Source organism: Streptomyces sp. NPDC096079 (assembly GCF_040303145.1).
Taxonomy (GTDB): domain Bacteria; phylum Actinomycetota; class Actinomycetes; order Streptomycetales; family Streptomycetaceae; genus Streptomyces.
Map to the genome: position 1 here is coordinate 1 of NZ_JBEOST010000001.1, position 22,424 is coordinate 22,424.

The window sequence follows — 22,424 nt, forward strand, 5'->3', positions numbered from 1 at the left end:
CGTGCCGGACGAAGGCCCTCGTAGCGGAGCTACTTGGGTCTTTGGCCGGTGCGGCGAGGGGGCGTGCCGGGCGCCGCGGGTGCTGTGCGGGACTTCCGAAACACCCCCTAGGACCCCGCGCACACGGACCCGTGCGCGCGAAGGGGCCCGGCACCTGATCCAGGTGCCGGGCCCCTTCGCGTACGTCCCGTCAGGCGCCGGTGCCGACCACGGCCTCTGCGGCCGCGCGGCCGCAGACCCGGGCAGCGCCGTGCGTGGCGATGTGCAGGGCCCCGCGGGGCTCCGCCTCGTTGAGGCCCATCTCGACGACGACGGTGTCGGGGCGGGCCGCGAGCAGGCCGTCCAGGGCCTGGATCATCCACGGGTGCCGGTGGACGTCCCGGACGACCGCCACGATCCGCCGGTCCCCCGCGGCGGCCAGGACGGCGTCCACGGACGGCTCGTCGTACGAGCCGGTCTCCGTGCCGGGGAGCAGGCGCTCCAGCTCCGCCGCGACGCCCCAGGGCGTCTCGTCGCCGACCGCGAAGTTCGCGACCGGGGTGAAGGAAGCCACGTAGGGAGCCTCGGTCATCGGCGTGTGGGGGTGCGCCCCCCGGGTCACCCTGAGGGCCCGGCGGGCCGCCACGAGTCCGATGTCGGCGCCGGGCGCGGTCCCCTCCTGCACTGCCGCGCCCGGCACCGATCCAGCCCCCCTGGCCCGGTGCGCCTGGGTCCAGGCCGCCAGGGCGCGCACGCGCGCCGCGGCGTCGGCCAGCCGCTCCTCGGGCAGTTCACCGGTCCGTACCGCGGTGACGAGCGCGTCGCGCAGCCGCAGCACGGTGTCCTCGTCGCACAGCCCGCCGCCGACGCAGATGGCGTCGGCGCCCGCGGCGATCGCGAGGACGGATCCGCGCTCGATGCCGTACGTCGCCGCGACGGCCTGCATCTCCATGCCGTCGGTGACGATCAGCCCCTCGAAGCCCAGCTCCTGGCGCAGCAGACCGGTGAGGATCTGCGGGCTCAGGGTGGCCGGACGGTGGGGGTCGAGCGCGGAGAGCAGAATATGCGCGCTCATGACCGCTTTGGTACCCGCGGCGACGGCCGCGCGGAAAGGTACCAGCTCACGGGCGTGCAGTGTGGCGAGGTCCACATCGATCCGGGGCAGCGCGTCGTGGGAGTCCACGTTGGTGTCGCCGTGCCCGGGGAAGTGCTTCGTGCAGGCCGCGACCCCGACGCCCTGGAGGCCGTCGACGTACGCCACGGTGTGACGGGCGACCAGGTCCGGGTCCGGTCCGAAGGAGCGGACGCCGATGACCGGGTTCTCGGCGTTGGAGTTGACGTCCGCCGAGGGCGCCCAGTTGAGGTCGACGCCGCAGCGCACGAGCCGGCGGCCGAGCTCGCGGGCGACGGCCCGGGTGAGCTCGACGTCGTCGACGCTGCCGAGGGCGTAGTTGCCGGGGAACGACGAGCCCTGCTTGACCTCCAGGCGGGTGACGTCCCCGCCCTCCTCGTCGATGGCGACGAGGACGTCGTCCCGCTCGGCGCGCAGCTGCGCGGTGAGCGCGGCGAGCTGCTCGGGGGTGACGACGTTCCGGCCGAACAGGCCGACCGACGAGAGGCCCTCGCCGATGCGGCGGAGCAGCCAGTCGGGGGCGGTGGTGCCGACGAAGCCGGGCTGGAGGACCGTGAGCGCGTCACGGGTCAGGGTGTCCGAGCCGTGTACGAGTGTGGTCATGGGGGTCCGTTATCCCTTCACCGCGCCGGCGGTCATGCCGCCGACGGCCTTGCGCTGGAGGAAGAGGAAGACGACGAGCACGGGGAGGGCGAAGAGGGTGGAGGCGGCCATGGTGGCGCCCCAGTCGCTGCCGAACGCGGTCTGGAACTGGGTCAGCCAGAGCGTCAGGGTCTGCGACTCCTTCTCCTTGTTGAGCATGAGGATCATGGCGAACTCGTTCCAGGCGGTGATGAAGCCGAAGAGCGAGGTCGACATCAGACCGGGGGCGAGCAGCGGGAAGATCACCTTGCGGAAGGCCTGGCCGCGGGTGCAGCCGTCGATCTGCGCGGCCTCCTCCAGCTCGACCGGGACGGCGGCGATGAAGCCGCGGAGGGTCCAGATCGTGAAGGGGAGGACCATCACGAAGTAGATCAGCGTGAGCATCGGGATGCTGTTCAGCAGGTCGTTCTCACGGGAGATCATGTACATCGCGATGACCATGACCTCCCAGGGGGCCATCTGCGCCATCATCACGATGAGGACGATGCCCTTGCGCCCCTTGAACTTGAGGCGGGCGATCGCGAAGCTCGCGGCCAGCGCGACGACCAGGGCGAGCAGTACGGCCCCGAGCGTGACGGTGAGGCTGTTGGTGACGTACGTCCAGAAGAGGTCGACGCCGGTCGCGGTCTTGTAGTTCTCGAAGGTCGGCGTGAAGACGAAGACCGGGTCCTTCGTCATGATCTCGTGCTGCGGCTTCAGCGAGGACGAGAACATCCAGTAGACCGGGAAGACGAACACGACCGCGAGCACGAGGGCGCCGACGTTCTTGGCGACCGCCGCGACGGTGAGCGGCTTCCTGGTGCGGAGCTTCTGCGGGGTCGGGGTGGTGGTGGCGCTCACAGCTGCTCCTCCTCCTTCAGGATCAGGCGGAAGTAGAAGGACATGACCGCGATGAGCATCACGATCGTGAGGATGGAGATGGCGGCGGCGACACCGTAGTGGAACTGGCCGACGCCCTCGATGTAGGCGAAGACCGGGAGCGTCTCGGAACCGCGGTCGGGGCCACCCAGGTTCATGGCGTAGACCTGGGCGAACGCCTTGAAGATCCAGATGATCTCCAGGAACGTCGTGATCATGAAGAAGGACCGGAGGTTCGGGAAGACCACGGCCCAGAAGGTGCGCCAGCCGCTGGCGCCGTCCATCTTGGCGGCCTCGTACAGCTCGGAGCCGATGGTGGTCAGGCCGGCGTACATGTTGAGGGCGACGAAGGGGACGGAGCCCCAGACGAGCAGGATGAGGACGATGACCAGGGTGGAGAAGCCGGTCTCGAACCAGTTGTGCTGGTCGTAGCCGGCGAAGCCCAGCGTGCGCATCAGCCAGTTCACGACGCCGAACTGCTCGTCGAAGAGCCAGCGGAAGACCGTGACGGAGGCGACGATCGGCATGGCCCAGGCGAACATCAGGGCCAGCGAGAGGACCAGTCGCATCTTCTTGCCGAGGCGGTTGAGCAGCAGACCGATGCCCGTGCCGATCGCCATGATGAGGGCGACGTTGACGGCCGTGAAGACGACGCTGCGGACGACGACGGTCCAGAAGTCCGCGTCACCGAGGAGCTCGGTGTAGTTGTCGAAGCCGGTCCAGACGGTCTCGCGGGTGATGAACTCCTTCCGGTTGAGCTGCTGGAAGGAGAGGATCACATTGCGGATCAGCGGGTAGAGCAGCAGCACCGCCATGGACAGCAGGGCCGGCGCGACGAGCAGGTACGGCAGCACCCCGCTGGGCAGGGAGCGCCTGCCGCGTGGAGGCTGAAGGACTTCCTTCGGGCCCGAAGAGGGTGGCGGAGTCTGAGACTTCCCTGCCGCCCTTCCGGGCGCGTCCTGGGGACCGGCGGTCGCCGTCCCCTGGGAGTCCACGGTCATGGTCTTATTCCTCGCGGTTCTGGGGCTCCCGCGCCCACCGGGGCGCGGCCCGGGGGAGCGGGCCGCTGATCACTGCATCGCTGCAACGCGCCGGTGGTGCGGCCGGTGCGAACCGGCCGCACCACCGGGGCTACGGATTACTGCTGGTTGATGCGCTCGTTGATGATCTTGTCGGCGTCTTCGCCGGCCTTCTTGGCGTCCTCGCCCTTCAGGACCTTGGTCATGTAGTCCTTGATCGGGTTCGGGGCCGTCTCGACGTTGGCCCAGCCCGGGGTGACCGGGGTGACCTTGCCGGAGGCGGAGGAGGCGGCCATGGCCTCGGCGAACGAGCCGGCGGCGGGCTTGAACTGCGCGGCGTCGGTGTTCGGAAGCAGCGCGCCCTCGGTGGCGGTCGCGTACTTCGTCATGAAGTCCTTGCCGGCGGCGAGCGCCAGCCACTCCTTCGCGAGGTCCTTGTTCTTGGAGCGCTCGGCGATGGCGAGGTTCGAGCCGCCCAGGAAGACGGAGCCCGGCTTGTCGGCGGTCTTGCCCGGGATCGGGAAGTAACCGAAGTCGGCGGTCTTGCCGGCCTTCTTCAGGGCGTCGATCGCGCCGCCGGCCTCCCAGCCGAGACCGATCCAGGAGGAGACGCCGCCCTTGGGGACGATGTCGGTGGACTGCTGCGGGGTCGCCTCGTCCTTGTCCTTCGGAGCGGTGGAGTAGGACGCCAGCTCCTTGTAGAAGTTCATGGCGTTGACGGCCTCGGGGGAGGACAGGTTGCCCTTCCACTTGTCGCCGTCCTTGACCGCGAGGTCGCTGCCCTCGTCCCAGATGAGGCCGGCGAGGACGTACCAGGACTGGCCCGGCAGGTAGATCGCCTGCGACTTCGGGTCGGAGGCCTTGAGCTTCTTCAGGCCGTCGATCCACTCGGCGCGGGTCTTCGGCGGGGTGACACCGGCCTTCTTGAAGGCGGCCTTGTCGTAGACGACGACGCGGTTGGCGGCGTACCACGGGGCGGAGTAGAGCTTGCCGTCCAGCTCGTTGGAGGCGACCATGCCCTTGTTCCAGGCGTCGTAGCCGAGCGTGGCCTTGTCGCCCGAGAGGTCGGCGAGACCGCCGGTGACCGCGTAGCCCGCGGTCTGCGTGTTGCCGAGCTCCAGGACGTCCGGCGGGGTGTCCTCGGAGAGGGCGGTGGTGACCTTCTCCTGGATGCCGTTCCAGATCTGCTTCTCGACCTTGACCTTGACGCCCGGGTGCTTGGCCTCGAAGGCCTTGTTCACCTCGGCCATCCAGGCGTCCGGCGCGGAACCGTCCATGACCCAGACGGTCAGGGTCTTGTCGCCGCCGGCCGTGGCCTTGCCGCCGTCCTTGCCGGTGTCACTGTCCGAACCACACGCAGCGATGGAGACCATCATGCCCGCGACGCCGATCGCCGCGATGAGCTTGCGCTTCACGCCACCCTCCTCAGGGATGCCTGCAACCCCCCTGCCCACCGCGCGAAGACATACGTCAGGTATTGCTCGTGGGGCTGGGACCTGGTCTTTAATGGTTTAGACCAGTACCCGGAGCTTGGCCTAGACCTTTAGGGGTGTCAAGGGTGTATAAGAAGGGCAGTCGCGTCCGTTATCGGACCGACACCTGAGGGAGGGCGACGACCCGTGACCGGTCCGTGCCACCATGTGAGCCGCGACAGACGGAGGAGCCGGTGACGGCAGCAGCACAGGAGTCGGGAAGGCAGGCCATGGCCACGGACGCGGGCAGTACGGAGACAGAGAGCGGGACACCGACCCGCACCGCGCGCGTGCCCAAGTACTACCGGCTCAAGCGACACCTGCTCGACATGACGGAGACCCTGCCGCCCGGCACCCCGGTCCCGCCCGAGCGGACACTCGCCGCCGAGTTCGACACCTCGCGCACCACCGTGCGCCAGGCCCTCCAGGAGCTGGTCGTCGAGGGCCGCCTGGAGCGCATCCAGGGCAAGGGCACCTTCGTGGCCAAGCCCAAGGTCTCGCAGGCCCTGCAACTGACCTCGTACACGGAGGACATGCGGGCCCAGGGCCTGGAGCCCACCTCCCAGCTCCTCGACATCGGGTACGTCACGGCCGACGACACCCTTGCCGGACTGCTCGACATCTCGGCCGGCGGCCGGGTGCTCCGCATCGAGCGCCTGCGCCTGGCGAGCGGCGAGCCGATGGCGATCGAGACCACCCACCTGTCCGCGAAGCGCTTCCCGGCCCTGCGCCGGTCGCTCGTGAAGTACACCTCGCTGTACACGGCGCTCGCCGAGGTCTACGACGTGCACCTCGCCGAGGCCGAGGAGACCATCGAGACCTCCCTCGCCACCCCGCGCGAGGCCGGGCTGCTCGGCACGGACGTCGGCCTGCCCATGCTGATGCTCTCCCGCCACTCCCTGGACGCCCAGGGCGAGCCGGTGGAGTGGGTGCGGTCGGTGTACCGCGGCGACCGGTACAAGTTCGTGGCGCGCCTGAAGCGTCCCAACGGCTGAACCTCACGTACGTAACGGACGGCCGCACCCCGGCGGGGGGTGCGGCCGTCCGGCGTTTCCGGGGGCGGTACGGGAGGAACCGCCGCCTCCGGGAGCGGTGCCGCGCGGCCGGAGCCGAACGGGGCGATCCGGAGCCGTACGGCGACGTGACGGCCCCCCGGCACCTTCCGCCTGGCAGCAACGTGACGCCTCCCCGATAGGCCCTGGTGGAGGCCGCGCGGAAGCCGGTGGCGCGCACTGGCCCCTAGCGGCCACGCGGTTGGCGCCACCCGTTCTCCGGTGACAGGGCTCCCCCGGCGGGCCAGTCTTGGACGTGTCGAAGCCGCCCGGCAGAGCCCGGAAGCGGCCCCGGGGAACCACCCCCGCGACCCCCACTCCGCACCGTCCAGGAAGGCAGCCCCGCCATGCCCAGCAGCGCCCGTTTCGCCACTTTCGCCCGCATTCAGCTCCGGGCCGCCGTCGCCCTCGCCGTCCCCGCCGCGGCCGCGCTGACCCTGGTCCTGGCGGCCCAGCCGGCGACCGCCGGGACGGCCGTCACCGCCGACGGCACCACGACCGTCCAGCCCACCGACGGCAACGACGGCTTCTCCTGGGGCTGATCCCCATCTACCTCATCGGCGTCTCGATGAGGGAACCGGACGACGACCCCGCACCGGACGCCGACCCCCCACCGGCCCCGTCCGCCGCACGACTCGTCGAGACGCTGCACCGCGTCGCCCGGCCGCCGGACCGCTTCGAGTCCGCCCGGGCCCTGGTCCTCGACCGGACGGTCCGACTGGCCCTCTACATCAGGGGCCCCGACGAGATCGAGGCCGTCGGCCACGCGCTGCGGCTCTGCCGGCTCCTCCTCGGCCACTCCCCCGAGCTCTCCCGCCACCGCATCGCGGACTTCCGGCTCCTCTGACGCCCCACCGCCCGGGGAGCCCCGCCCCAAGGAACCAAGGAACCCCCATGCCCAGGGCCCGTCCCAGCGTGTCCGTCATCATCCCCAACTACAACTACGAGAAGACCCTCCGCGCCTGCCTCACCTCGGTCTTCGCCCAGACCCACGCCCCGCTCGACGTCATCGTCGTCGACGACGCCAGCACGGACCGGTCCCGGGACATCGCCCGCGAGTTCGACGTCGTCCTCATCGCCAACCCCCACAACCGGGGGGTGTCCGCCGCCCGGAACATGGGCGCCGCCGCCGCCCGCGGCGAGGTCCTCTTCTTCCTCGACTCCGACACCGCCCTCGACCCCGAGGCCCTCGCCCACGCCGCCGACCTCCTCGCGGACGACCCCGGCCTCGGCTGCGTGCACGGCGTCCTCGACCCCGAACCGCTCTTCGACGACGGGCCGGTGGAGCGCTACCACGCCCTGCACGCCCACTTCTGGCGCCGCCGCGCCGCCGGCGAGGTCCGCACCGCCTTCTTCGCCCTCGGCGCGATCCGCAAGGACGTCTTCGAGGAGACCGGCCCCTTCGACGAGAACCTCCGGGACTCGGAGGACGTCGAGTACAGCGGCCGGCTCGTCCGCACCCACCGGATCCTGATGACCGGGGCGATCCGCGGCCGCCACGACGACGTGGACCGGCTCGGGGCGATGCTCTCGGAGCAGTACCGCCGCTCCCAGCTGCTGATCGCCGCGCTCGGGCAGATGCGGGAGGGCGGACTCACCGCCAACCGGCCGCTCGGCGTCCTCGCCGCCGCGCTGACCCTCCCCACGCTGCTCCTCGGGCTGCTGTCCCCCTGGCTGCTGCTCGTCCCCGCCCTGTGCACGCTGCTCTTCGCCTGCGCCGATCCCGGCCTGAGCCGTTTCGCGCTGCGCACCCGGGGACCCGGCTTCCTCCTCTACTTCACCGTCGTGCACTTCGTCCTGCACCAGGCGATCGTCCTGGGCGCGGCCCGCGGCGCCGTCCGCTGGCTCACCGAGCCGGACTTCGGCCCGAGCGTGCGCCGCCGGGCCGCCCCCGCCGCCCCCTCCACCTCCGTATGACCGCCCGTACGACCCTCCCCACAGGAGTACGTCCATGGCCACGCCCACGCTCACCGGCCGAGAGGCACCGGCGGCCCGTCCGCCGGCCTCCCGTCCCCCCAGTCGTCTCGCCGACCTCACCGCCCTCGTCCGGCCCGGACAGTGGACGAAGAACCTGGTCGTCGTCCCCCTCGGCCTGCTCGGCGCCCCCCGCCTCGACGGCGCGACGCTCGGCGGCGCCCTCGCCGCGATCGCCGTCTTCACCCTGGCCTCGGCGCTGATCTACCTCGTCAACGACATCGGCGACCGGGACCGCGACCGGCGCCACCCGGAGAAGCGCCACCGGCCGATCGCCGCCGGCCGGATCGGCGTCGCGACGGCGGTGTCCTTCGCCGCCGCCCTCGCCGCCCTCCTCGCGGCCACCGTCGGCCTGACCGTGCTCACCGGCACGGCCGGACTCACGGACTGGTGGCCGGTCGCCGCCTACGTCGCGCTGAACGCCGCGTACAGCAAGGGGCTCAAGCACGTCCCGCTGCTCGACGTCTTCATCGTCGCCCTCGGCTTCGTGCTGCGCCTCGCGCAGGGCTGCCTCGCCACCGGGAACCCGGTGCCGAGCTGGCTCGCGCTGTGCGTCCTCTCCCTCTGCCTGCTGCTCATCCTGGGCAAGCGGCGCCACGAGATGGCGGTCGGCGGGGTGCTGCACCGGCCCGCGCTGCGCGGCTACACCCTCGGCTTCCTCGACCAGCTGCTCGGCTTCACCGCGGTCCTCGCGGCGGTGAGCTACGTCCTCCAGGTGCAGGGCAGCCCGGTCTTCGGGACGCACGGCCCGCTCGTCGCGGTCCTCACCGCGCCGTTCGCGCTCTTCGGCCTCGCCCGCTACCTCCAGCTGATCGTCGTCGACGCGGGCGGCGGCAACCCCTCGCGGGCCCTGTTCAGCGACCGGATGACCGTCTCCAACGCCCTGCTGTGGTCGGTGCTGCTCACCGGCGCGTGGCTGCTCGGCTCATGACCACGACGACCGCCGTACGAGCGGCGCCGGCCGCCCCGCCGACCGGACCCGGACGTCTGCGCCGCGTCCTGCCCGTCCTCTTCCCCGTCGCCGTCGTCACCGGCATCGGCTTCGCCCTGTACGACCGGGCCGGGGAACTCGCCGCCCTCCTCCTGCGGCCCGACTCCGTCCCGTACCTGCTCGCGGCCCTCGCCGCGAACGCCGGCGCCGTCCTGCTGTCCATGGCCACCTGGCGGACCCTGCTGTCCGACCTGGGGCCGCGGGTGCCCGGCCGGACCGCCACCCGGATCTACTTCACCTCCTACCTCGGCAAGTACGTGCCGGGCGCCGTATGGGGCGTCCTCGCCCAGCTGCGGATGGGCGGTGCGGCCGGGGTGCCCGCGCCGGTGGTGCTCGCCGTCTTCCTGCTCAACCTGATCGTGGCCGTCCTCACCGGCCTCGCCGTCGGCCCGGTCGCCGCGCCCTGGACGATCGGCGCCGAGGCCTGGTGGCTGGTGCTGCCGGGCGCGGTCACCCTCGCCTTCGCCGTCCGGCCGGAGCTGCTCCACCGGCTCGCCGCGTCCGCCGCGCGGCTGGCCCGCAGGCCCGCCCCCGAGTCCCGGGCGAGCGACCGGGGCATGCGCCGGGCGCTCGCCTCCGCGACCGGCTCCTGGGCGGTCGGCGGACTCCACCTGTGGGCGCTCGCCGTGATGCTCGGCGCCCCGCCGCTGACCGCCCTCCCGGTCTGCGTCGGCGGATTCGCCCTGGCCACGGCCGCGGCCAGCCTCCTGGTGGTGCTGCCGGACGGCTGGGGTGCACGCGAGGCGCTGCTGCTGCTCGCCCTCACCGCCGTACTGCCCTGGCAGGAGGCGACCGCCGTCGCGGTCGCCAGCCGGGTGATCTGCACCCTCAGCGAGGTCCTCGTCGGCGCCGCCGCGCTCCTCCTGACCCTGCCCCGCCGCACGACTCCCCCCACCGACCCGAAGGAACGGACATGACCGCCCTCTACACCGTCGACGACTGCGAGTCGATGACGACCAAGCAGGTCCACGGCCTGTACAAGGACCACGTCAACAAGAGCCAGGTCTCCCTGATGACCTCCTTCGGCTTCGGCCAGGAGCTCGTCGAGAGCGCCGAGGGCATGTGGATCACCCAGCGCGACGGCCGCCGCGTCCTCGACTTCACCGGTGGCGTCGGCGTCCTCAACCACGGCCACAACCACCCCCGGATCCTCGCCGCCCGGCAGCGCTTCCAGGAGCGCAGGAGCATGGAGGTCCACAAGACCTACTTCTCGCCGTACATCGCGGCCCTCGGGCACAACCTGGCGGAGCTGCTGCCCGGCGACCTGAGCATGTCGTTCTTCCCCAACTCCGGGGCGGAGGCGGTCGAGGGCGCGGTCAAGCTGGCGTACAAGTACCACGGCGGCCGGCGCTCGCGGGTGCTGCGGGCCGACATCTCCTTCCACGGCAAGCTGCTCGGCTCGGGCAGCCTGACCGGTCAGAACGCGTCGACGTTCCAGTTCCCCGGGATCCCCGGCGTGGGGATCTTCCGGTACGGGGACCTGGAGTCGGTGCGGCGGCTGGTGGCCGAACTCCGCACCGCCAAGGGCGAGTCGGACGTGTACGCGATCCTCATCGAGCCGCTGTCGGCGTCGACGATGAACGAGTGCCCGGAGGAGTTCCTGCGCGGACTGCGGGAGCTGTGCACGGCCGAGGACATCGTGCTGCTCTTCGACGAGATCTACACGGGCTGGGGCAAGACCGGCACCCTCTTCCACTTCATGCGGTACGAGGGCCTGGTCCCCGACATCCTCACCACCTCCAAGTCCTTCGGCGGCGGCAAGTCCTCCATCTCCGCGTTCGTCGCCCGCGAGCCGGTCTTCCGCAAGGCCTACGACAACCTCACCGACGCCCTCCTGCAGTCGACCTCCACCACCTACTACGGCTTCGGCGAGGAGGCGGTCACCGCGATCGAGGCGGTCAACGTGGCCGTCGAGGACGACTATCCGGCCCGCGCCCGGGACATCGAGCGGATCCTCGCCCCGGGTCTGGAGCGGATCGCGAAGGAGCACCCGGACGTGGTGGCGGAGGTCCGCGGCCACGGCGCGCTGCACGGCGTGTTCCTGCACAAGGGCCCGAAGGTCCTGGAGCTGGTCACCAAGCTGGTGCCGGGCGCGATGACGAAGGACCCGCGCTTCCTCACCAAGCTCGTCACCTCGTCGGTGGTCAACGCCCTGTACCGGGACCACGGCGTCTACACGTACTACACGCTCAACGGCGACAACCCGCTGATGGTCGCCCCCTCGCTGGTCGCCGAGCCGCACGAGGTCGAGTTCTTCCTGGACTGCCTCGACAAGACCCTGGCCCAGGGTCTGCCCCGTCTGCTCACCCGTTTCGTCAAGGAGAAGGTGTCGTCGCTGTGGTAGAGCGCGTCGTGGTCACCGGCGGTGCCGGAATGCTCGGATCGACCCTGATCGAGCGGCTGCTCGACGAGGGCCGCGAGGTGCACTGCGTGGACCTGCGGGCCCCGCGCACGGAGCACCCGAACCTCACCCACACGGTCTCGGACGTCCGGGACGCCGTCACGATGAAGCGGGCCACCGCCGATGCGGACGTGGTGGTGCACTGCGCCGCCGCCCTGCCCAGCTACCCGGCGGACACCATCCGCTCGGTGATCGTCGGCGGGACGGAGACGGTCCTCACGGCCGCCGAGGCGAACGCCGTGCCCCGGGTCGTGCACATCTCCTCGACCGCCGTGTACGGGTTGCCGAAGACGGTGCCGACGCCGGAGGAGTACCCCCGCGAGCCCGTCGACACGTACAGCGCCGCCAAGGCGGAGGCCGAGGAGGTCGCGGAGCGCTTCCGGGGCCGGGAGATGTGCGTGCCGGTCCTGCGGCCCAAGACCTTCCTGGGACCCGGCCGGATGGGGCTCTTCGCGATGCTCTTCGAGTGGGCCGACGAAGGCCGGAACTTCCCCGTCCTCGGCCGGGGCGACGTCCGCATCCAGATGTTCGACGTGGCCGACCTGGTCGACGCGGTCGTCACCGCGATGGAGGCGCCGGCCGAGCGGGCCGACGACACCTTCAACCTCGGCGCCACCGAGTTCGGCACGATACGCGAGGACTTCCAGGCCGTCCTGGACGCCGCGGGGCACGGCAAGCGGGTCCGCTCGCTGCCCGCGAGGCCCGCGCTCGCCGCGCTCAGCCTGCTCCAGCGCTCCGGTCTTTCCCCCGTCTACGGGCGCCTGCTCCACAAGCTCCTGGCCGACAGCTTCGTCTCCACCGACAAGGCCAGGGACGTCCTCGGCTTCCGGCCGGTCCACTCCAACCAGGACGCGATCCTGCGCACCTTCGCCTGGTGGCGCGAGCAGCAGCGCACCGCCGGCGCCCGCCCCGCGCGGAAGAGCGAGGGCGTCACCAGTGTCGAACCGTGGCGGCAGGGAGCCCTCTCCCTCGCCAAGGTCCTCTTCTAGGAGCACCCGATCATGTCCCTCCCCCTGGTCTCCGTCATCGTCCCCAACTACAACTACGGGCGCTCGATCGGCCTGTGCGTCGAGGCCGCCCTCGCCCAGACGTACCCGAACGTCGAGGTGCTCGTCGTCGACGACTGCTCCACCGACGACTCCGCCGCGATCGCCGCGGCGGCCGGCGCCCGGGTGGTCTCCACCGGCGTCAACAGCGGGGTCGCGGTCGCCCGCAACCTCGGCGCGGAACTGTCCTCCGGCGAGATCCTGGTCTTCCTCGACTCCGACGTCGCCATGCACCCCGACGCGGTCGCCCGGTCCGTCGAACTCCTCGCCTCCGGGCAGGGGTACGGCGCGATCTGCGGCACCTACGAGCCCGAGCCGCTGATCCGCGACAGCCTCATCGAGGAGTACCGCTCGCTCCAGCAGTACTACCTGCTGCTGAAGTCGGAGGGCACCATCACGACCGTCCACACCGCGATCATGGCGATGCCCCGGCGGGTCTTCGACGAGGTGGGACCGTTCAACCCGATCCTGCGGCACACCGAGGACCAGGACTACGGCCGCCGGATCTCCGAGCGGTACACGGTGCTCAGCTCCCTGGAGGTGCGCGGCCGGCACGACCACGACGACACCGTGCGGATCGTCCTCGACAAGGTCTTCGCCCGCGCCCGGCTCGCCGTGCCGCTCATCCTCGGCCGACGCCACCTCCAGGGCGGCTTCGTCACCGGACCGCGCGCGGGCGCCAGCCTGGCCGCGCCGCTGACGGTCGCCGCGCTGGCCGCCCCGGTCCTGTGGGGCGCCGGGTGGGCGCTGCTGCCGCTCGCCCTGTTCCTGCTCGGCGTCTGGGGCGACCTGGACATGTACCGGGAGGTGCGGCGGCACCGGGGGCGGCTGTTCCTCGGGTACTTCGTGGCGGTCAACTTCCTGGTGAACCTGACGGTGTTCGCGGCGATCGGGGTCGCGGGCGTGCAGTGGCTGTGCTCGAAGCGGTTCCGGCACCTGTACGACCCGCAGCCCCGCCCGGATCTCGCACCGCTGACCGTGGGTGCCGACCGTGGCTGACACGCTCGCCGGGCCGGAGCCCGTGACCGGGGCGCCCGCTCCCTCCCGCCGCCGGAACCGGCTCGTCCTCGGGGCGGCCCTGGCCTGGCTCGCGCTGCTGCTCGTCGAGTGGGCGGCGGACGGCCGGATCTGGCTCGGGCACCTGGTGGGCATCGTCCCGCCGGCCGTGTTCGCCCTGGTGCCGCTCGGGCTCGCGGCCCTGGCCCCGCTCGCCCGGGGCGCGGCCCGGTGGCGGTCGCTCGCCGCCGCCGCGCTGGCGCTGGTGCTCGGCTTCGGGCAGTCCGGCTTCGACCCGGCGGCGCTGTGGCGGGCGGAGCCGGGCCCCGGTCCGGACGCGGTACGGGTCTTCGCCTGGAACACCAACTCGTGGAACCAGCTCCTCGGCACCCAGGACCACTTCTACGCCTTCCTGAAGGGGAAGGACGCGGACGTGTACCTGCTGCACGAGTACCAGCACGTCACCGCGGACCGGAAGGGGAAGCTGCCCGTCGACGACCTGGCGCGGCTGCGCCGGGAGTTCCCCGGCTACCGGCTCGCGGTGCGGGGCGAGCTGGTGACGCTCTCCCGCTTCCCCATCCTGCGGCAGCCTGCGGTGGGCCCCGCCCGGGACGTGCCGTCCGGCGCGGACTGGGCCACGGAGTACCGCGAGAACAAGGTGCTGCGGACGGACGTGCTGGTCAGGGGGCGCGCGGTGTCCTTCTACAACGTGCACATGCCGGTGTGGAACAGCATGCCGGACGGGCTCCTGTCCGCCGCCTTCTACCGCCACATGCGGGAGCGGTCCGGCCCGCGCCGGGCCCAGTACGAGGGCCTGGAGGCCGACCTGGCCGCCAACCGCAACCCGGTGGTGGTGGCCGGCGACTTCAACGCGACGGCCGCGATGTCGGACCTCGACCCGCTGCGGGAGCGCCTCGACGACGCGGCGGAGGTGAGCACCGACCCGTACCCGACGAGCTGGGAGGAGGGCGGCTGGAAGCCCTTCTGGCGGACGGACTGGGCGTTCACCGGGAACGGGGCGCGGGCCGAGCGGTACGCGTTCGGGTCGCCGGAGAAGCTGTCCGACCACGCCGTGCAGGACCTGTGGGTGTCACTGCCGGGGAGCGGATGACGGCGATGGTCCTGTCCTGCGCCCTCGCCTGGGCGGTGTTCCTGGCCCTGCACCTCGTGCTCAACGGCCGCTGGTGGCCGTGGCTCGCGGTCTCGCTCCTTCCGCCGGTCGCGCTGGCCGCCGTCCCGCTCGTCCTGCTCTCCGCCGCCGCGGTCACCGCGGACGGGCTCGCCGCGGGGCTCGCCGCGGGCTGCCTCCTGGTGGCCTGGCCGCAGAACGGGATCAACCTGCGGGGGTCCGTGCGGCGCGCGGAGGCCGCGGCCGGTCTGCGGCTGGTGTCGTGGAACACCCAGCACTGGAACCAGGGCGGTGACCCGGACCGCTTCTACGCCTTCCTGCGCGCGCTCGACGCCGACGTGTACGTCCTCCAGGAGTACCTGAACGGCTTCGAGGGCGGCGAGGTCTGGGACATCGACGACGGGGAGCGGCTGCGGGCCGCCTTCCCCGACCACCACCTGGCCGTGGACAACAACTCCGTGACGCTGTCCCGGTTCCCGCCCGCGGGGCCGCCCGTGCCCGTCGGCGCCTGCTCGCTGCGGGTGGACCTGCGGGTCGGGGACGGCGTCCTGTCCACGTACAACGTGCACATCCCGGTCCAGCTCACGGTGATGAACCCGCTGCGGCCGGCCTTCCTCCGGGACATGCGGCGCCGGGCGGCGGCCCGTGACCGGGAGTACGCGGCGCTCGTCGCCGACCTGCGGGGCAACCCGCTCCCGGTCCTGGTGACCGGGGACTTCAACACCAGCGCCGCCATCGGCGACATCCGCCGGATGCCGCGCTCGCTGCGCGACGCGGTCGGCGCCTGCCGCTCGGTCCTGCCGGCCAGCTGGAACGCCCGCGCGCGGCTGCGTCTGTGGCGGATCGACTGGGCGTTCACCGGCGGCGGGGCCCGGGTGGGCTCGTACCGCTTCCGTGACGCGGAGGGGCTCTCGGACCACCTGGTCCAGGAGCTGACCGTCACCGTATGAGAGAGAGGGAAGAGACGATGGAGTACACGAACCTGGGCGGTCCCGAGGGCCCCCGCGTGTCCACGCTGTGCCTGGGCACGCTGCCGTTCGGCACCCGGATCGACGAGGCCGCCGCCTTCGCCGTCCTGGACCGCTTCCACGAGGCGGGCGGCACGTTCATCGACACGGCGAACACGTACGCCTTCTGGGAGCCTGGCGCGACCGGAGCGGAGAGCGAGCTGCTCATCGGCCGCTGGCTGCGCAGCCGGGGCGTCCGGGACGAGATGGTGCTCGCGACGAAGGTCGGCGCCCTGCCGGACCCGCCGGGCTCGGCCTGGCCGGAGTGCGCGGAGGGTCTGTCGGCGCCGGTGATCCGCCGCCAGGTGGAGGAGAGCCTGCGGAATCTGGGCACGGACCGGATCGACCTGTACTACGCGCACATCGACGACCGCAGGACGCCGGTCGCGGAGACGATGGGCGCGTTCGGCGAGCTGGTGGACGTGGGGAAGGTCGGCCGGGCCGGCTGCTCGAACTTCGCGGCCTGGCGGATCGAGGAGTCGAGGGGCGCGGCGGTCGCCGCCGACGTGCCGGACTACGCGGCGGTGCAGCAGCGGTACACCTACCTCCGGCCGCGCCCCGGCGCGGAGTTCGGGGTGAACCCGCATGCCTCGGAGGAGCTGCTCGACTATCTGGGGACGCGGCCGGAGCTGACGTTCACGGCGTACACGACGCAGCTGACGGGGGCGTACACGGATCCGGGCAAGGAGATCCCGGAGCAGTACCGGCACGCCGGTTCGGAGCGGCGTCTGAAGGTGCTCGCCGAGGTGGCGGCGGAGCTCGGGGCGACGGCGAACCAGGTGGTCCTGGCCTGGGCGCTGGGCGGCGCGCTGCCCGTCCTTCCGGTGATCGGGGCGAGTGCGCCGGAGCAGCTGGACGAGACGCTCGGCGCGCTGGGCCTGCGCCTGGACGAGGAGCTCAGGAAGCGGCTCGACGATGTGGACTGAGCGCGTGGGGGCGGCGGCGGTCCGGCACCGGGTGGCGGTCGGGGTGGTGTGGCTGCTCGTGCTGCTGCTCGGCGGGGCGGCGGCGGTGCTCGGCCTCGGGCGGCTCGACCAGTCGTTCACCGCCTCGGGCGGTGCGGGCCACCGGGCGAACCTGGCGGTCCAGGAGCGGTACGGGAACGGGGCGGCGGTCGCACCGCTGGTCGCGGTCGTGACCTGGCCGGCGGGGACCGACGTACGGACCGGAGACACCCGCCTCGCGGACGCCCTGGACCGGGGGGCGGGTCCGGGGGCGCGGACGGTGTCGTACGCGACGACGGGCGACGAGGGCTTCCTCGGCGCGGACGGCCGGACGGCGTACGCCCTGGTGTACCCGGGGGTCGGGGAGCCGGACCTGGCGGGTCTGGCGGCCGTCGAGGAGACGGCGGTCGGGCTCCGCGCGGAGCTCCGCGCGGCGCTTCCCGGAGCCCGGGTCGAGGTGACGGGGGTGCTGCCGCTCCAGCACGACAGCGCGCTGGCCGGGCCGGGCCCGGCGGCCCTGGCGGCGAAGGCGGCCTGTGCGCTCGGGTTCGTGCTGGTGCTCGTCCTGGCGTTCCGTTCGCCGCTGGGGGTCCTGGCGCCGCTGCTGCTCGCGGCGGTGACCTCGGTGGGGGCGCTGGTCCTGGTGGAGGCGGTGGCCGGGTTCACGGAGATCGGTTTCGTGGTGGTGTACCTGGTGCCGGTGACCGCGCTGGTGGTCGCCGTGCACCGCTGGGCGCAGCCGCCGGGGCCGGCCGCCGCCCGGTCCGCGGTGACGGGAGGGGCGGCGGGTGCGGCGGCCTGCGCGGTGCTCGCGCTGTTCCCGGCCGCGTTCCTGCGCTCGGTCGGGGTGGCGGGCCTCGCGGTCTGCGCGGTGGGCACCGCGGCGGCCCTGACGCTGGCGCCGGCGCTGCGGTCAGCGGCGGCGCTCCGGTCGGCGCCGGCGCTCCGGTCGGCGCCGGCGCTCCGGTCGGCGCCGGCGCTCCGGTCGGCGCCGGCTCCCGTACGGAAGACCCGTACGGTCCCGGCTCCCCTGGCGGCGGCCGGTCTCGTCCTCCTCGTCCTGCTCGCGGGCGCCGCCACGCAGCTGCGGGTGGGCAACCCGGAGGCGCGGGCGCTGGTGGCGGGCGGTCCGGCCCGGGACGGGCTCGACCGGCTCGCGGCGGCCGGGGTGCCGTCGGGGGTCCTCAACCCGCTGGAGGTGCTGGTGCCCCGGGGCGGGGACGCGGCGGCGGTGGCCGCGCGGGCGGCGCGGGTGCCGGGGGTGCTGCTGGCGGCGGCGCCCGCCGACTGGCGCCGCGCGGGGGACGCGCTCGTGGTGGTCGTGCCGGAGGAGGAGCCGATGACGGCGGCCGGGGCGGCGACGGTGACGGCGCTGCGTTCGGCGCTCGGGGACTCGGGGGCCCTGGTGGGCGGTTCGGGCGTGGTGGACCGCGATCTGGTGGACGGGGTGTACGGGCTGCTGCCGTTCGCGGTCCCGTCGGCGGCCCTGGCGGCGTTCGCGGTGCTCGCGCGGCGGCTGCGGCCGGGCCCGGCGGCGCGGGCGGTGCTCGGCGGGCTGCTGGCGGCGGGCGCGTCGGCGGGGGCGCTGGTGGTGCTGTGGCAGGAGGGCCCGGCGGGGACCGGGGCGGTGACGGGCTGGGTGCCGCTGGTGGTGGGTGCCTTCGCGTTCTGCGTGTCCCTGGAGCGGTCGGCGGCCTCGGCGGCGGGCGGGCCCGGGTGGGCGGGGCCGGTGGCGGCGGGCGCGGGTGCGCTCGCGGTGCTGGCGGTGGGGATCGGGCCCCAGGTGGAACTGGCGCTCCTGGTCTCCGGGTTCGCGGCGGGCGCGCTGGCCGACGCGTCGGCGGGTGCGCGGACGGGCGCGTCCCGCGGAGTTCACCAGGATTGGTCTAGACCTAGACGGTCCCTCCCCTCTAGCATCGACGACCGCGATCACGAGTTCGACCGGTCGCGCCACGGAAGGTGACGAGGGGGAGATACCTGATGCTGGAGGCGCTCGGCATAAAGGAGTCGACGGAGGCCGTCTACCGCCTGCTCCTGGAGCGGCCCGAGTACGACGTGACGGACATGGCGGCCCATCTGGGCCGCCCCGAACCGGAGGTCCGCGAGGCACTCGCCTGTCTCGCGGACCTCAAGCTCGTCCTCATGGACGACTCCTCGGGCGAGGTCGAGCCCTTCAACCCGGACGTCGGCTTCTCGTTCCTGCTCTCGCGCGCCGAGGCCGAACTCAGCAAGCGCAAGCGCCAGGTGGAGCAGGCCGGCCGGGCGGTGGCCGGCATCCTCGCCTCGTACGCCGACTGCCCGGGACCGGGCGTCCGGCACGATCTGGTGGACCGCATCACCGGACTCGACCAGGTCCGCGAACGCCTGGAGGACCTCGCCGCGAACGCCCGCACCGAGTGCCTCTCCCTGCTGCCCGGCGGCGCCCAGCTCCCCGACACGATGGACGCGAGCCAGCCGCTCGACCAACTGGCCCTGGAACGCGGGGTGCTGATCCGCTCCATCTACCAGGAGAGCTTCCGCAACGACCCGCCGACCGTGGAGTACGTGCGCTGGTACTGCGACCTCGGCGGCGAGGCCCGGACCGTGCCCGTGGTCCCGATGCTCATGGTGATCGTCGACCGCGAGGCCGCGCTCGTCCCCGTCGACCCGGAGGACGGCCGCGCCGGCGCCCTCGAAGTGCGCAGCCCCGGCCTGGTCCACGCGCTCCTGGTGCTCTTCGACCGGCTCTGGGACGCGGGCACCCCCTTCGGCGAGGCCCCGCGCCGCGACGCGCACGACCTCTCGCCGCAGGAGCGGGAGTTGCTGATGCTCCTCGGCATCGGCTGCACGGACGACATCGCGGCCCGGCGGCTGGGGGTCTCGCTGCGGACCGTCCGCCGGATGAGCTCGGAGCTGATGAACCGGCTGGGCGCCCGCAGCCGGTTCGAGGCGGGCGTGCGGGCCGCCAAGGAGGGCTGGCTCTGACGAGTCGCTTCCGTTATGCGGACAGGGGTTCCCAGCGGGGGAACAGTCCCCTAGATTTCCCCAGCATTGTCACCGAGGTGATCAGCGAGGGGACGGAATCGCCATGTCAGACGCGCCAGATGCGACACAAGGGAAACAACCGACCATCACGCCCGTGCGCGTGGTGATCGCGCTCTGCCTGATCGCCCCGTTCGTGGCGATGCTCTGGGTGAGCTCCTACGCGAAGACCGAACCGCTCTTCGCGGGCATCCCGTTCTTCTACTGGTACCAGATGCTCTGGGTGCTGATCTCCACGGTCCTCACCATGATCGCCTACCAGCTGTGGCAGCGGGACCAGCGCGCCCGCAAGGGAGGTGACGCGCGATGAAGGACGGCGTGAACGGCGTGGCGCTCGGCGTCTTCGTCTTCTTCTTCCTGGCCGTCACGGTCATGGGCTTCCTGGCCGCGCGCTGGCGCAAGGCCGAGAACGAGCACAGCCTCGACGAATGGGGTCTGGGCGGACGGTCGTTCGGCACCTGGGTGACCTGGTTCCTGCTCGGCGGCGACCTCTACACGGCGTACACCTTCGTCGCCGTCCCCGCGGCCATCTACGCGGCGGGCGCGGCCGGCTTCTTCGCCGTCCCGTACACGATCCTGGTGTACCCGCTGATCTTCACCTTCCTGCCCCGCCTCTGGTCGGTCTCGCACAAGCACGGGTACGTCACCACCTCCGACTTCGTGCGCGGCCGCTTCGGCTCCAAGGGCCTGTCGCTCGCGGTGGCGGTCACCGGCATCCTCGCCACCATGCCGTACATCGCGCTCCAGCTCGTCGGCATCCAGGCCGTCCTGGACGTGATGGGCGTCGGCGGCGGCGAGAACACCCACTGGTTCGTCAAGGACCTGCCGCTGCTCATCGCCTTCGGCGTCCTCGCGGCGTACACGTACTCCTCGGGTCTGCGCGCCCCCGCGCTCATCGCCTTCGTCAAGGACACCCTGATCTACATCGTCATCGCGGTGGCGATCATCTACATCCCGATCAAGCTGGGCGGCTTCGACGAGATCTTCGCCAAGGCGGGCGAGGCGTACGCGACGGTCAACCCGGCCACCGGCAAGCCGAAGGGCGCGCTCGTCCCCGGCGAGGCCGGCCAGTGGACGTACGCGACGCTCGCGCTCGGCTCGGCGCTCGCGCTCTTCATGTACCCGCACTCCATCACGGCGACCCTGTCGTCCCGGAGCCGCGAGGTCATCCGCCGCAACACCACGATCCTGCCGCTGTACTCGCTGATGCTGGGCCTGCTCGCGCTGCTCGGCTTCATGGCGATCGCCGCCGGCATCAAGGTCACGAACGGCCAGCTCGCCATCCCGCAGCTCTTCGAGACCATGTTCCCCGACTGGTTCGCGGGCGTCGCGTTCGCCGCGATCGGCATCGGCGCGCTCGTCCCGGCCGCGATCATGTCGATCGCCGCCGCCAACCTCTTCACCCGCAACATCTACAAGGACTTCATCAAGAAGGACGCGACCCCGGCCCAGGAGACGAAGGTCTCCAAGCTGGTCTCGCTCCTGGTGAAGGTCGGCGCGCTCGTCTTCGTCCTCACCATGGACAAGACGGTCGCGATCAACTTCCAGCTGCTCGGCGGCATCTGGATCCTGCAGACCTTCCCGGCGCTCGTCGGCGGTCTCTTCACCCGCTGGTTCCACCGCTGGGCGCTGCTCGCCGGCTGGGCCGTCGGCATGGTCTACGGCACGGCCGCCGCGTACGGCGTCGCCAGCCCGACCCAGAAGCACTTCGGCGGCTCCTCCGCCGAGATCCCGGGCATCGGGGAGATCGGCTACATCGGCCTCACCGCCTTCGTGCTCAACGTCGTCGTCACGGTCGTCCTGACCTTCGTCCTCAAGGCCGTGAAGGCTCCCGAGGGCGTCGACGAGACCTCCCCCGAGGACTACACGGCGGACGCGGGCGACGCCGGTGTCCGCACCGAGCTCCCGAAGGTCGGCACCTCGACGCACTGACCCACGGACGCGTCACCGGAGGGGCCCGGGAAATCCCGGGCCCCTCCGGCGTGCGCGCGCGGCAGACTGAGACGCATGGACTTCACGATCAGGGCGGTACGGCCCGAGGAGTACGAGGAGCTCGGTGACCTCACCGGGTTCACCTATCTGAATGACGGGCTGCTGCTGCACGGCGAGGACGACTTCTACCTGGACGTGCTCCGCGACACGGCCCGGCGGGCGCGCGAGGCCGAGGTGCTCGTCGCCGCCGACGCCGACGACGGCATCATCGGCGGGGTGACCTTCGCCGCCGGCGGCACCCCCTGGGCCGACATCGCCGTCCCCGGCGAGGCCGAGTTCCGGATGCTCGTGGTCGCCCCGGAAGCCCGCGGCAGGGGCGTCGGAGAGGCGCTCGTCCGCGCCTGCGTGGACCGGGCGCGGGCCCTGCCCGACTGCGCCCGGCTGGTGCTCTCCACGGACGCGAAGATGGTCTCCGCGCACCGGATCTACGAGCGGATGGGCTTCGTCCGCACGCCCGAGCGGGACTGGAACCCGATCCCCGAGCACGCTCTGCGGACGTACGCCCTCGCACTGTAACTCCGGGACCGACACAACATGTGGGGGGTGCTCGAAGGGGCGCCCCCCACATGTATGCTCGTCCTCGCTGTCGACGCAGGGGAATCCGGCGCGAATCCGGAACTGTCCCGCAACGGTGTGCTACGTGCGGATTCGTACGGAGTGAGTCCGAGGACCTGCCGGCAGCCCACCCGGTCCGTCCGTTCCGGGTGCCACAGACGTCCGGGCCTCGCGGAGTGGGCCGGTGGACGCGGCGCGCCCGCGCGTACGGGTG

The 22,424-nt window shown here is 72.3% G+C and carries 21 protein-coding genes and 1 riboswitch; of the genes, 17 read left to right on the top strand and 4 right to left on the bottom strand.

The features are described from left to right. Window positions 1-190: 190 nt before the first annotated feature. The 4 genes from ABTY59_RS00005 to ABTY59_RS00020 form a co-directional block, all read right to left on the bottom strand. The gene (locus ABTY59_RS00005) at window positions 191-1,714 is read right to left on the bottom strand and encodes a glycoside hydrolase family 3 protein (RefSeq protein WP_352016618.1); all 1,524 of its coding nucleotides are present in this window, start codon (window positions 1,712-1,714) and stop codon (window positions 191-193) included. A 9-nt stretch (window positions 1,715-1,723) separates the two neighbouring features. Continuing rightward, complete coding sequence (locus ABTY59_RS00010) at window positions 1,724-2,503, bottom strand: carbohydrate ABC transporter permease (RefSeq protein ID WP_352017282.1); 780 nt, start codon at window positions 2,501-2,503, stop codon at window positions 1,724-1,726. A gap of 86 nt (window positions 2,504-2,589) precedes the next feature. Further along, window positions 2,590-3,612, bottom strand: coding sequence for a carbohydrate ABC transporter permease (locus tag ABTY59_RS00015; protein ID WP_352016619.1), 1,023 nt, complete (start codon window positions 3,610-3,612; stop codon window positions 2,590-2,592). 137 nt (window positions 3,613-3,749) lie between these two features. Then, window positions 3,750-5,045 carry an extracellular solute-binding protein gene (locus tag ABTY59_RS00020; RefSeq protein ID WP_352016620.1) on the bottom strand — a complete coding sequence of 432 codons (1,296 nt, stop codon included), beginning with the start codon at window positions 5,043-5,045 and terminating at the stop codon, window positions 3,750-3,752. A 287-nt stretch (window positions 5,046-5,332) separates the two neighbouring features. Here ABTY59_RS00020 and ABTY59_RS00025 point away from each other — a divergent pair, with 287 nt between their 5' ends. The 17 genes from ABTY59_RS00025 (at window position 5,333) to ABTY59_RS00105 (ending at window position 22,171) form a co-directional block, all read left to right on the top strand. After that, entirely contained in the window at window positions 5,333-6,097 is a 765-nt protein-coding gene (locus ABTY59_RS00025) for a GntR family transcriptional regulator (protein ID WP_053649500.1), read from the top strand. A gap of 404 nt (window positions 6,098-6,501) precedes the next feature. After that, window positions 6,502-6,696 (top strand): hypothetical protein, encoded by a 195-nt coding sequence (locus ABTY59_RS00030; RefSeq protein WP_352016621.1) that lies wholly within the window; start codon window positions 6,502-6,504, stop codon window positions 6,694-6,696. 26 nt (window positions 6,697-6,722) lie between these two features. Then, the gene (locus ABTY59_RS00035; RefSeq protein ID WP_352016622.1) at window positions 6,723-7,001 is read left to right on the top strand and encodes a hypothetical protein; all 279 of its coding nucleotides are present in this window, start codon (window positions 6,723-6,725) and stop codon (window positions 6,999-7,001) included. A 47-nt stretch (window positions 7,002-7,048) separates the two neighbouring features. Beyond that, window positions 7,049-8,071, top strand: coding sequence for a glycosyltransferase family 2 protein (locus ABTY59_RS00040; protein ID WP_352016623.1), 1,023 nt, complete (start codon window positions 7,049-7,051; stop codon window positions 8,069-8,071). A 34-nt stretch (window positions 8,072-8,105) separates the two neighbouring features. Further along, window positions 8,106-9,059: a UbiA prenyltransferase family protein gene (locus ABTY59_RS00045; RefSeq protein WP_352016624.1), complete on the top strand. Its 954-nt coding sequence runs from the start codon at window positions 8,106-8,108 to the stop codon at window positions 9,057-9,059. Then, window positions 9,056-10,036, top strand: a complete 981-nt coding sequence (locus ABTY59_RS00050) for a lysylphosphatidylglycerol synthase domain-containing protein (RefSeq protein WP_352016625.1) — start codon at window positions 9,056-9,058, stop codon at window positions 10,034-10,036. The genes ABTY59_RS00045 and ABTY59_RS00050 overlap by 4 nt, the downstream gene beginning before the upstream one ends. Then, window positions 10,033-11,463: an aspartate aminotransferase family protein gene (locus tag ABTY59_RS00055; RefSeq protein WP_352016626.1), complete on the top strand. Its 1,431-nt coding sequence runs from the start codon at window positions 10,033-10,035 to the stop codon at window positions 11,461-11,463. The genes ABTY59_RS00050 and ABTY59_RS00055 overlap by 4 nt, the downstream gene beginning before the upstream one ends. Then, the gene (locus ABTY59_RS00060; protein ID WP_352016627.1) at window positions 11,457-12,509 is read left to right on the top strand and encodes an NAD-dependent epimerase/dehydratase family protein; all 1,053 of its coding nucleotides are present in this window, start codon (window positions 11,457-11,459) and stop codon (window positions 12,507-12,509) included. Before ABTY59_RS00055 ends, ABTY59_RS00060 begins: the two co-directional genes overlap by 7 nt. A gap of 12 nt (window positions 12,510-12,521) precedes the next feature. Then, window positions 12,522-13,565: a glycosyltransferase family 2 protein gene (locus ABTY59_RS00065; protein WP_352016628.1), complete on the top strand. Its 1,044-nt coding sequence runs from the start codon at window positions 12,522-12,524 to the stop codon at window positions 13,563-13,565. Further along, window positions 13,558-14,673, top strand: a complete 1,116-nt coding sequence (locus ABTY59_RS00070) for an endonuclease/exonuclease/phosphatase family protein (RefSeq protein ID WP_352016629.1) — start codon at window positions 13,558-13,560, stop codon at window positions 14,671-14,673. The genes ABTY59_RS00065 and ABTY59_RS00070 overlap by 8 nt, the downstream gene beginning before the upstream one ends. Next, window positions 14,670-15,641 carry an endonuclease/exonuclease/phosphatase family protein gene (locus ABTY59_RS00075; protein ID WP_352016630.1) on the top strand — a complete coding sequence of 324 codons (972 nt, stop codon included), beginning with the start codon at window positions 14,670-14,672 and terminating at the stop codon, window positions 15,639-15,641. The genes ABTY59_RS00070 and ABTY59_RS00075 overlap by 4 nt, the downstream gene beginning before the upstream one ends. 17 nt (window positions 15,642-15,658) lie before the next feature. Further along, window positions 15,659-16,624 (top strand): aldo/keto reductase, encoded by a 966-nt coding sequence (locus ABTY59_RS00080; RefSeq protein ID WP_352017283.1) that lies wholly within the window; start codon window positions 15,659-15,661, stop codon window positions 16,622-16,624. Then, the gene (locus ABTY59_RS00085; RefSeq protein ID WP_352016631.1) at window positions 16,614-18,605 is read left to right on the top strand and encodes an MMPL family transporter; all 1,992 of its coding nucleotides are present in this window, start codon (window positions 16,614-16,616) and stop codon (window positions 18,603-18,605) included. Before ABTY59_RS00080 ends, ABTY59_RS00085 begins: the two co-directional genes overlap by 11 nt. Before the next feature lie 17 nt (window positions 18,606-18,622). After that, the gene (locus ABTY59_RS00090) at window positions 18,623-19,606 is read left to right on the top strand and encodes a LuxR C-terminal-related transcriptional regulator (protein WP_352016632.1); all 984 of its coding nucleotides are present in this window, start codon (window positions 18,623-18,625) and stop codon (window positions 19,604-19,606) included. 103 nt (window positions 19,607-19,709) lie between these two features. After that, a complete protein-coding gene (locus ABTY59_RS00095; RefSeq protein ID WP_352016633.1) occupies window positions 19,710-19,973 on the top strand; it encodes a DUF3311 domain-containing protein in 264 nt (87 codons plus the stop codon). Beyond that, window positions 19,970-21,595, top strand: a complete 1,626-nt coding sequence (gene mctP, locus ABTY59_RS00100) for a monocarboxylate uptake permease MctP (RefSeq protein ID WP_352016634.1) — start codon at window positions 19,970-19,972, stop codon at window positions 21,593-21,595. Before ABTY59_RS00095 ends, mctP begins: the two co-directional genes overlap by 4 nt. Before the next feature lie 75 nt (window positions 21,596-21,670). Beyond that, on the top strand, window positions 21,671-22,171 hold the full coding sequence (locus ABTY59_RS00105) for a GNAT family N-acetyltransferase (protein WP_352016635.1): 501 nt from the start codon (window positions 21,671-21,673) through the stop codon (window positions 22,169-22,171). 41 nt (window positions 22,172-22,212) lie between these two features. Beyond that, window positions 22,213-22,348, top strand: a riboswitch (cobalamin riboswitch). Window positions 22,349-22,424 lie beyond the last annotated feature (76 nt).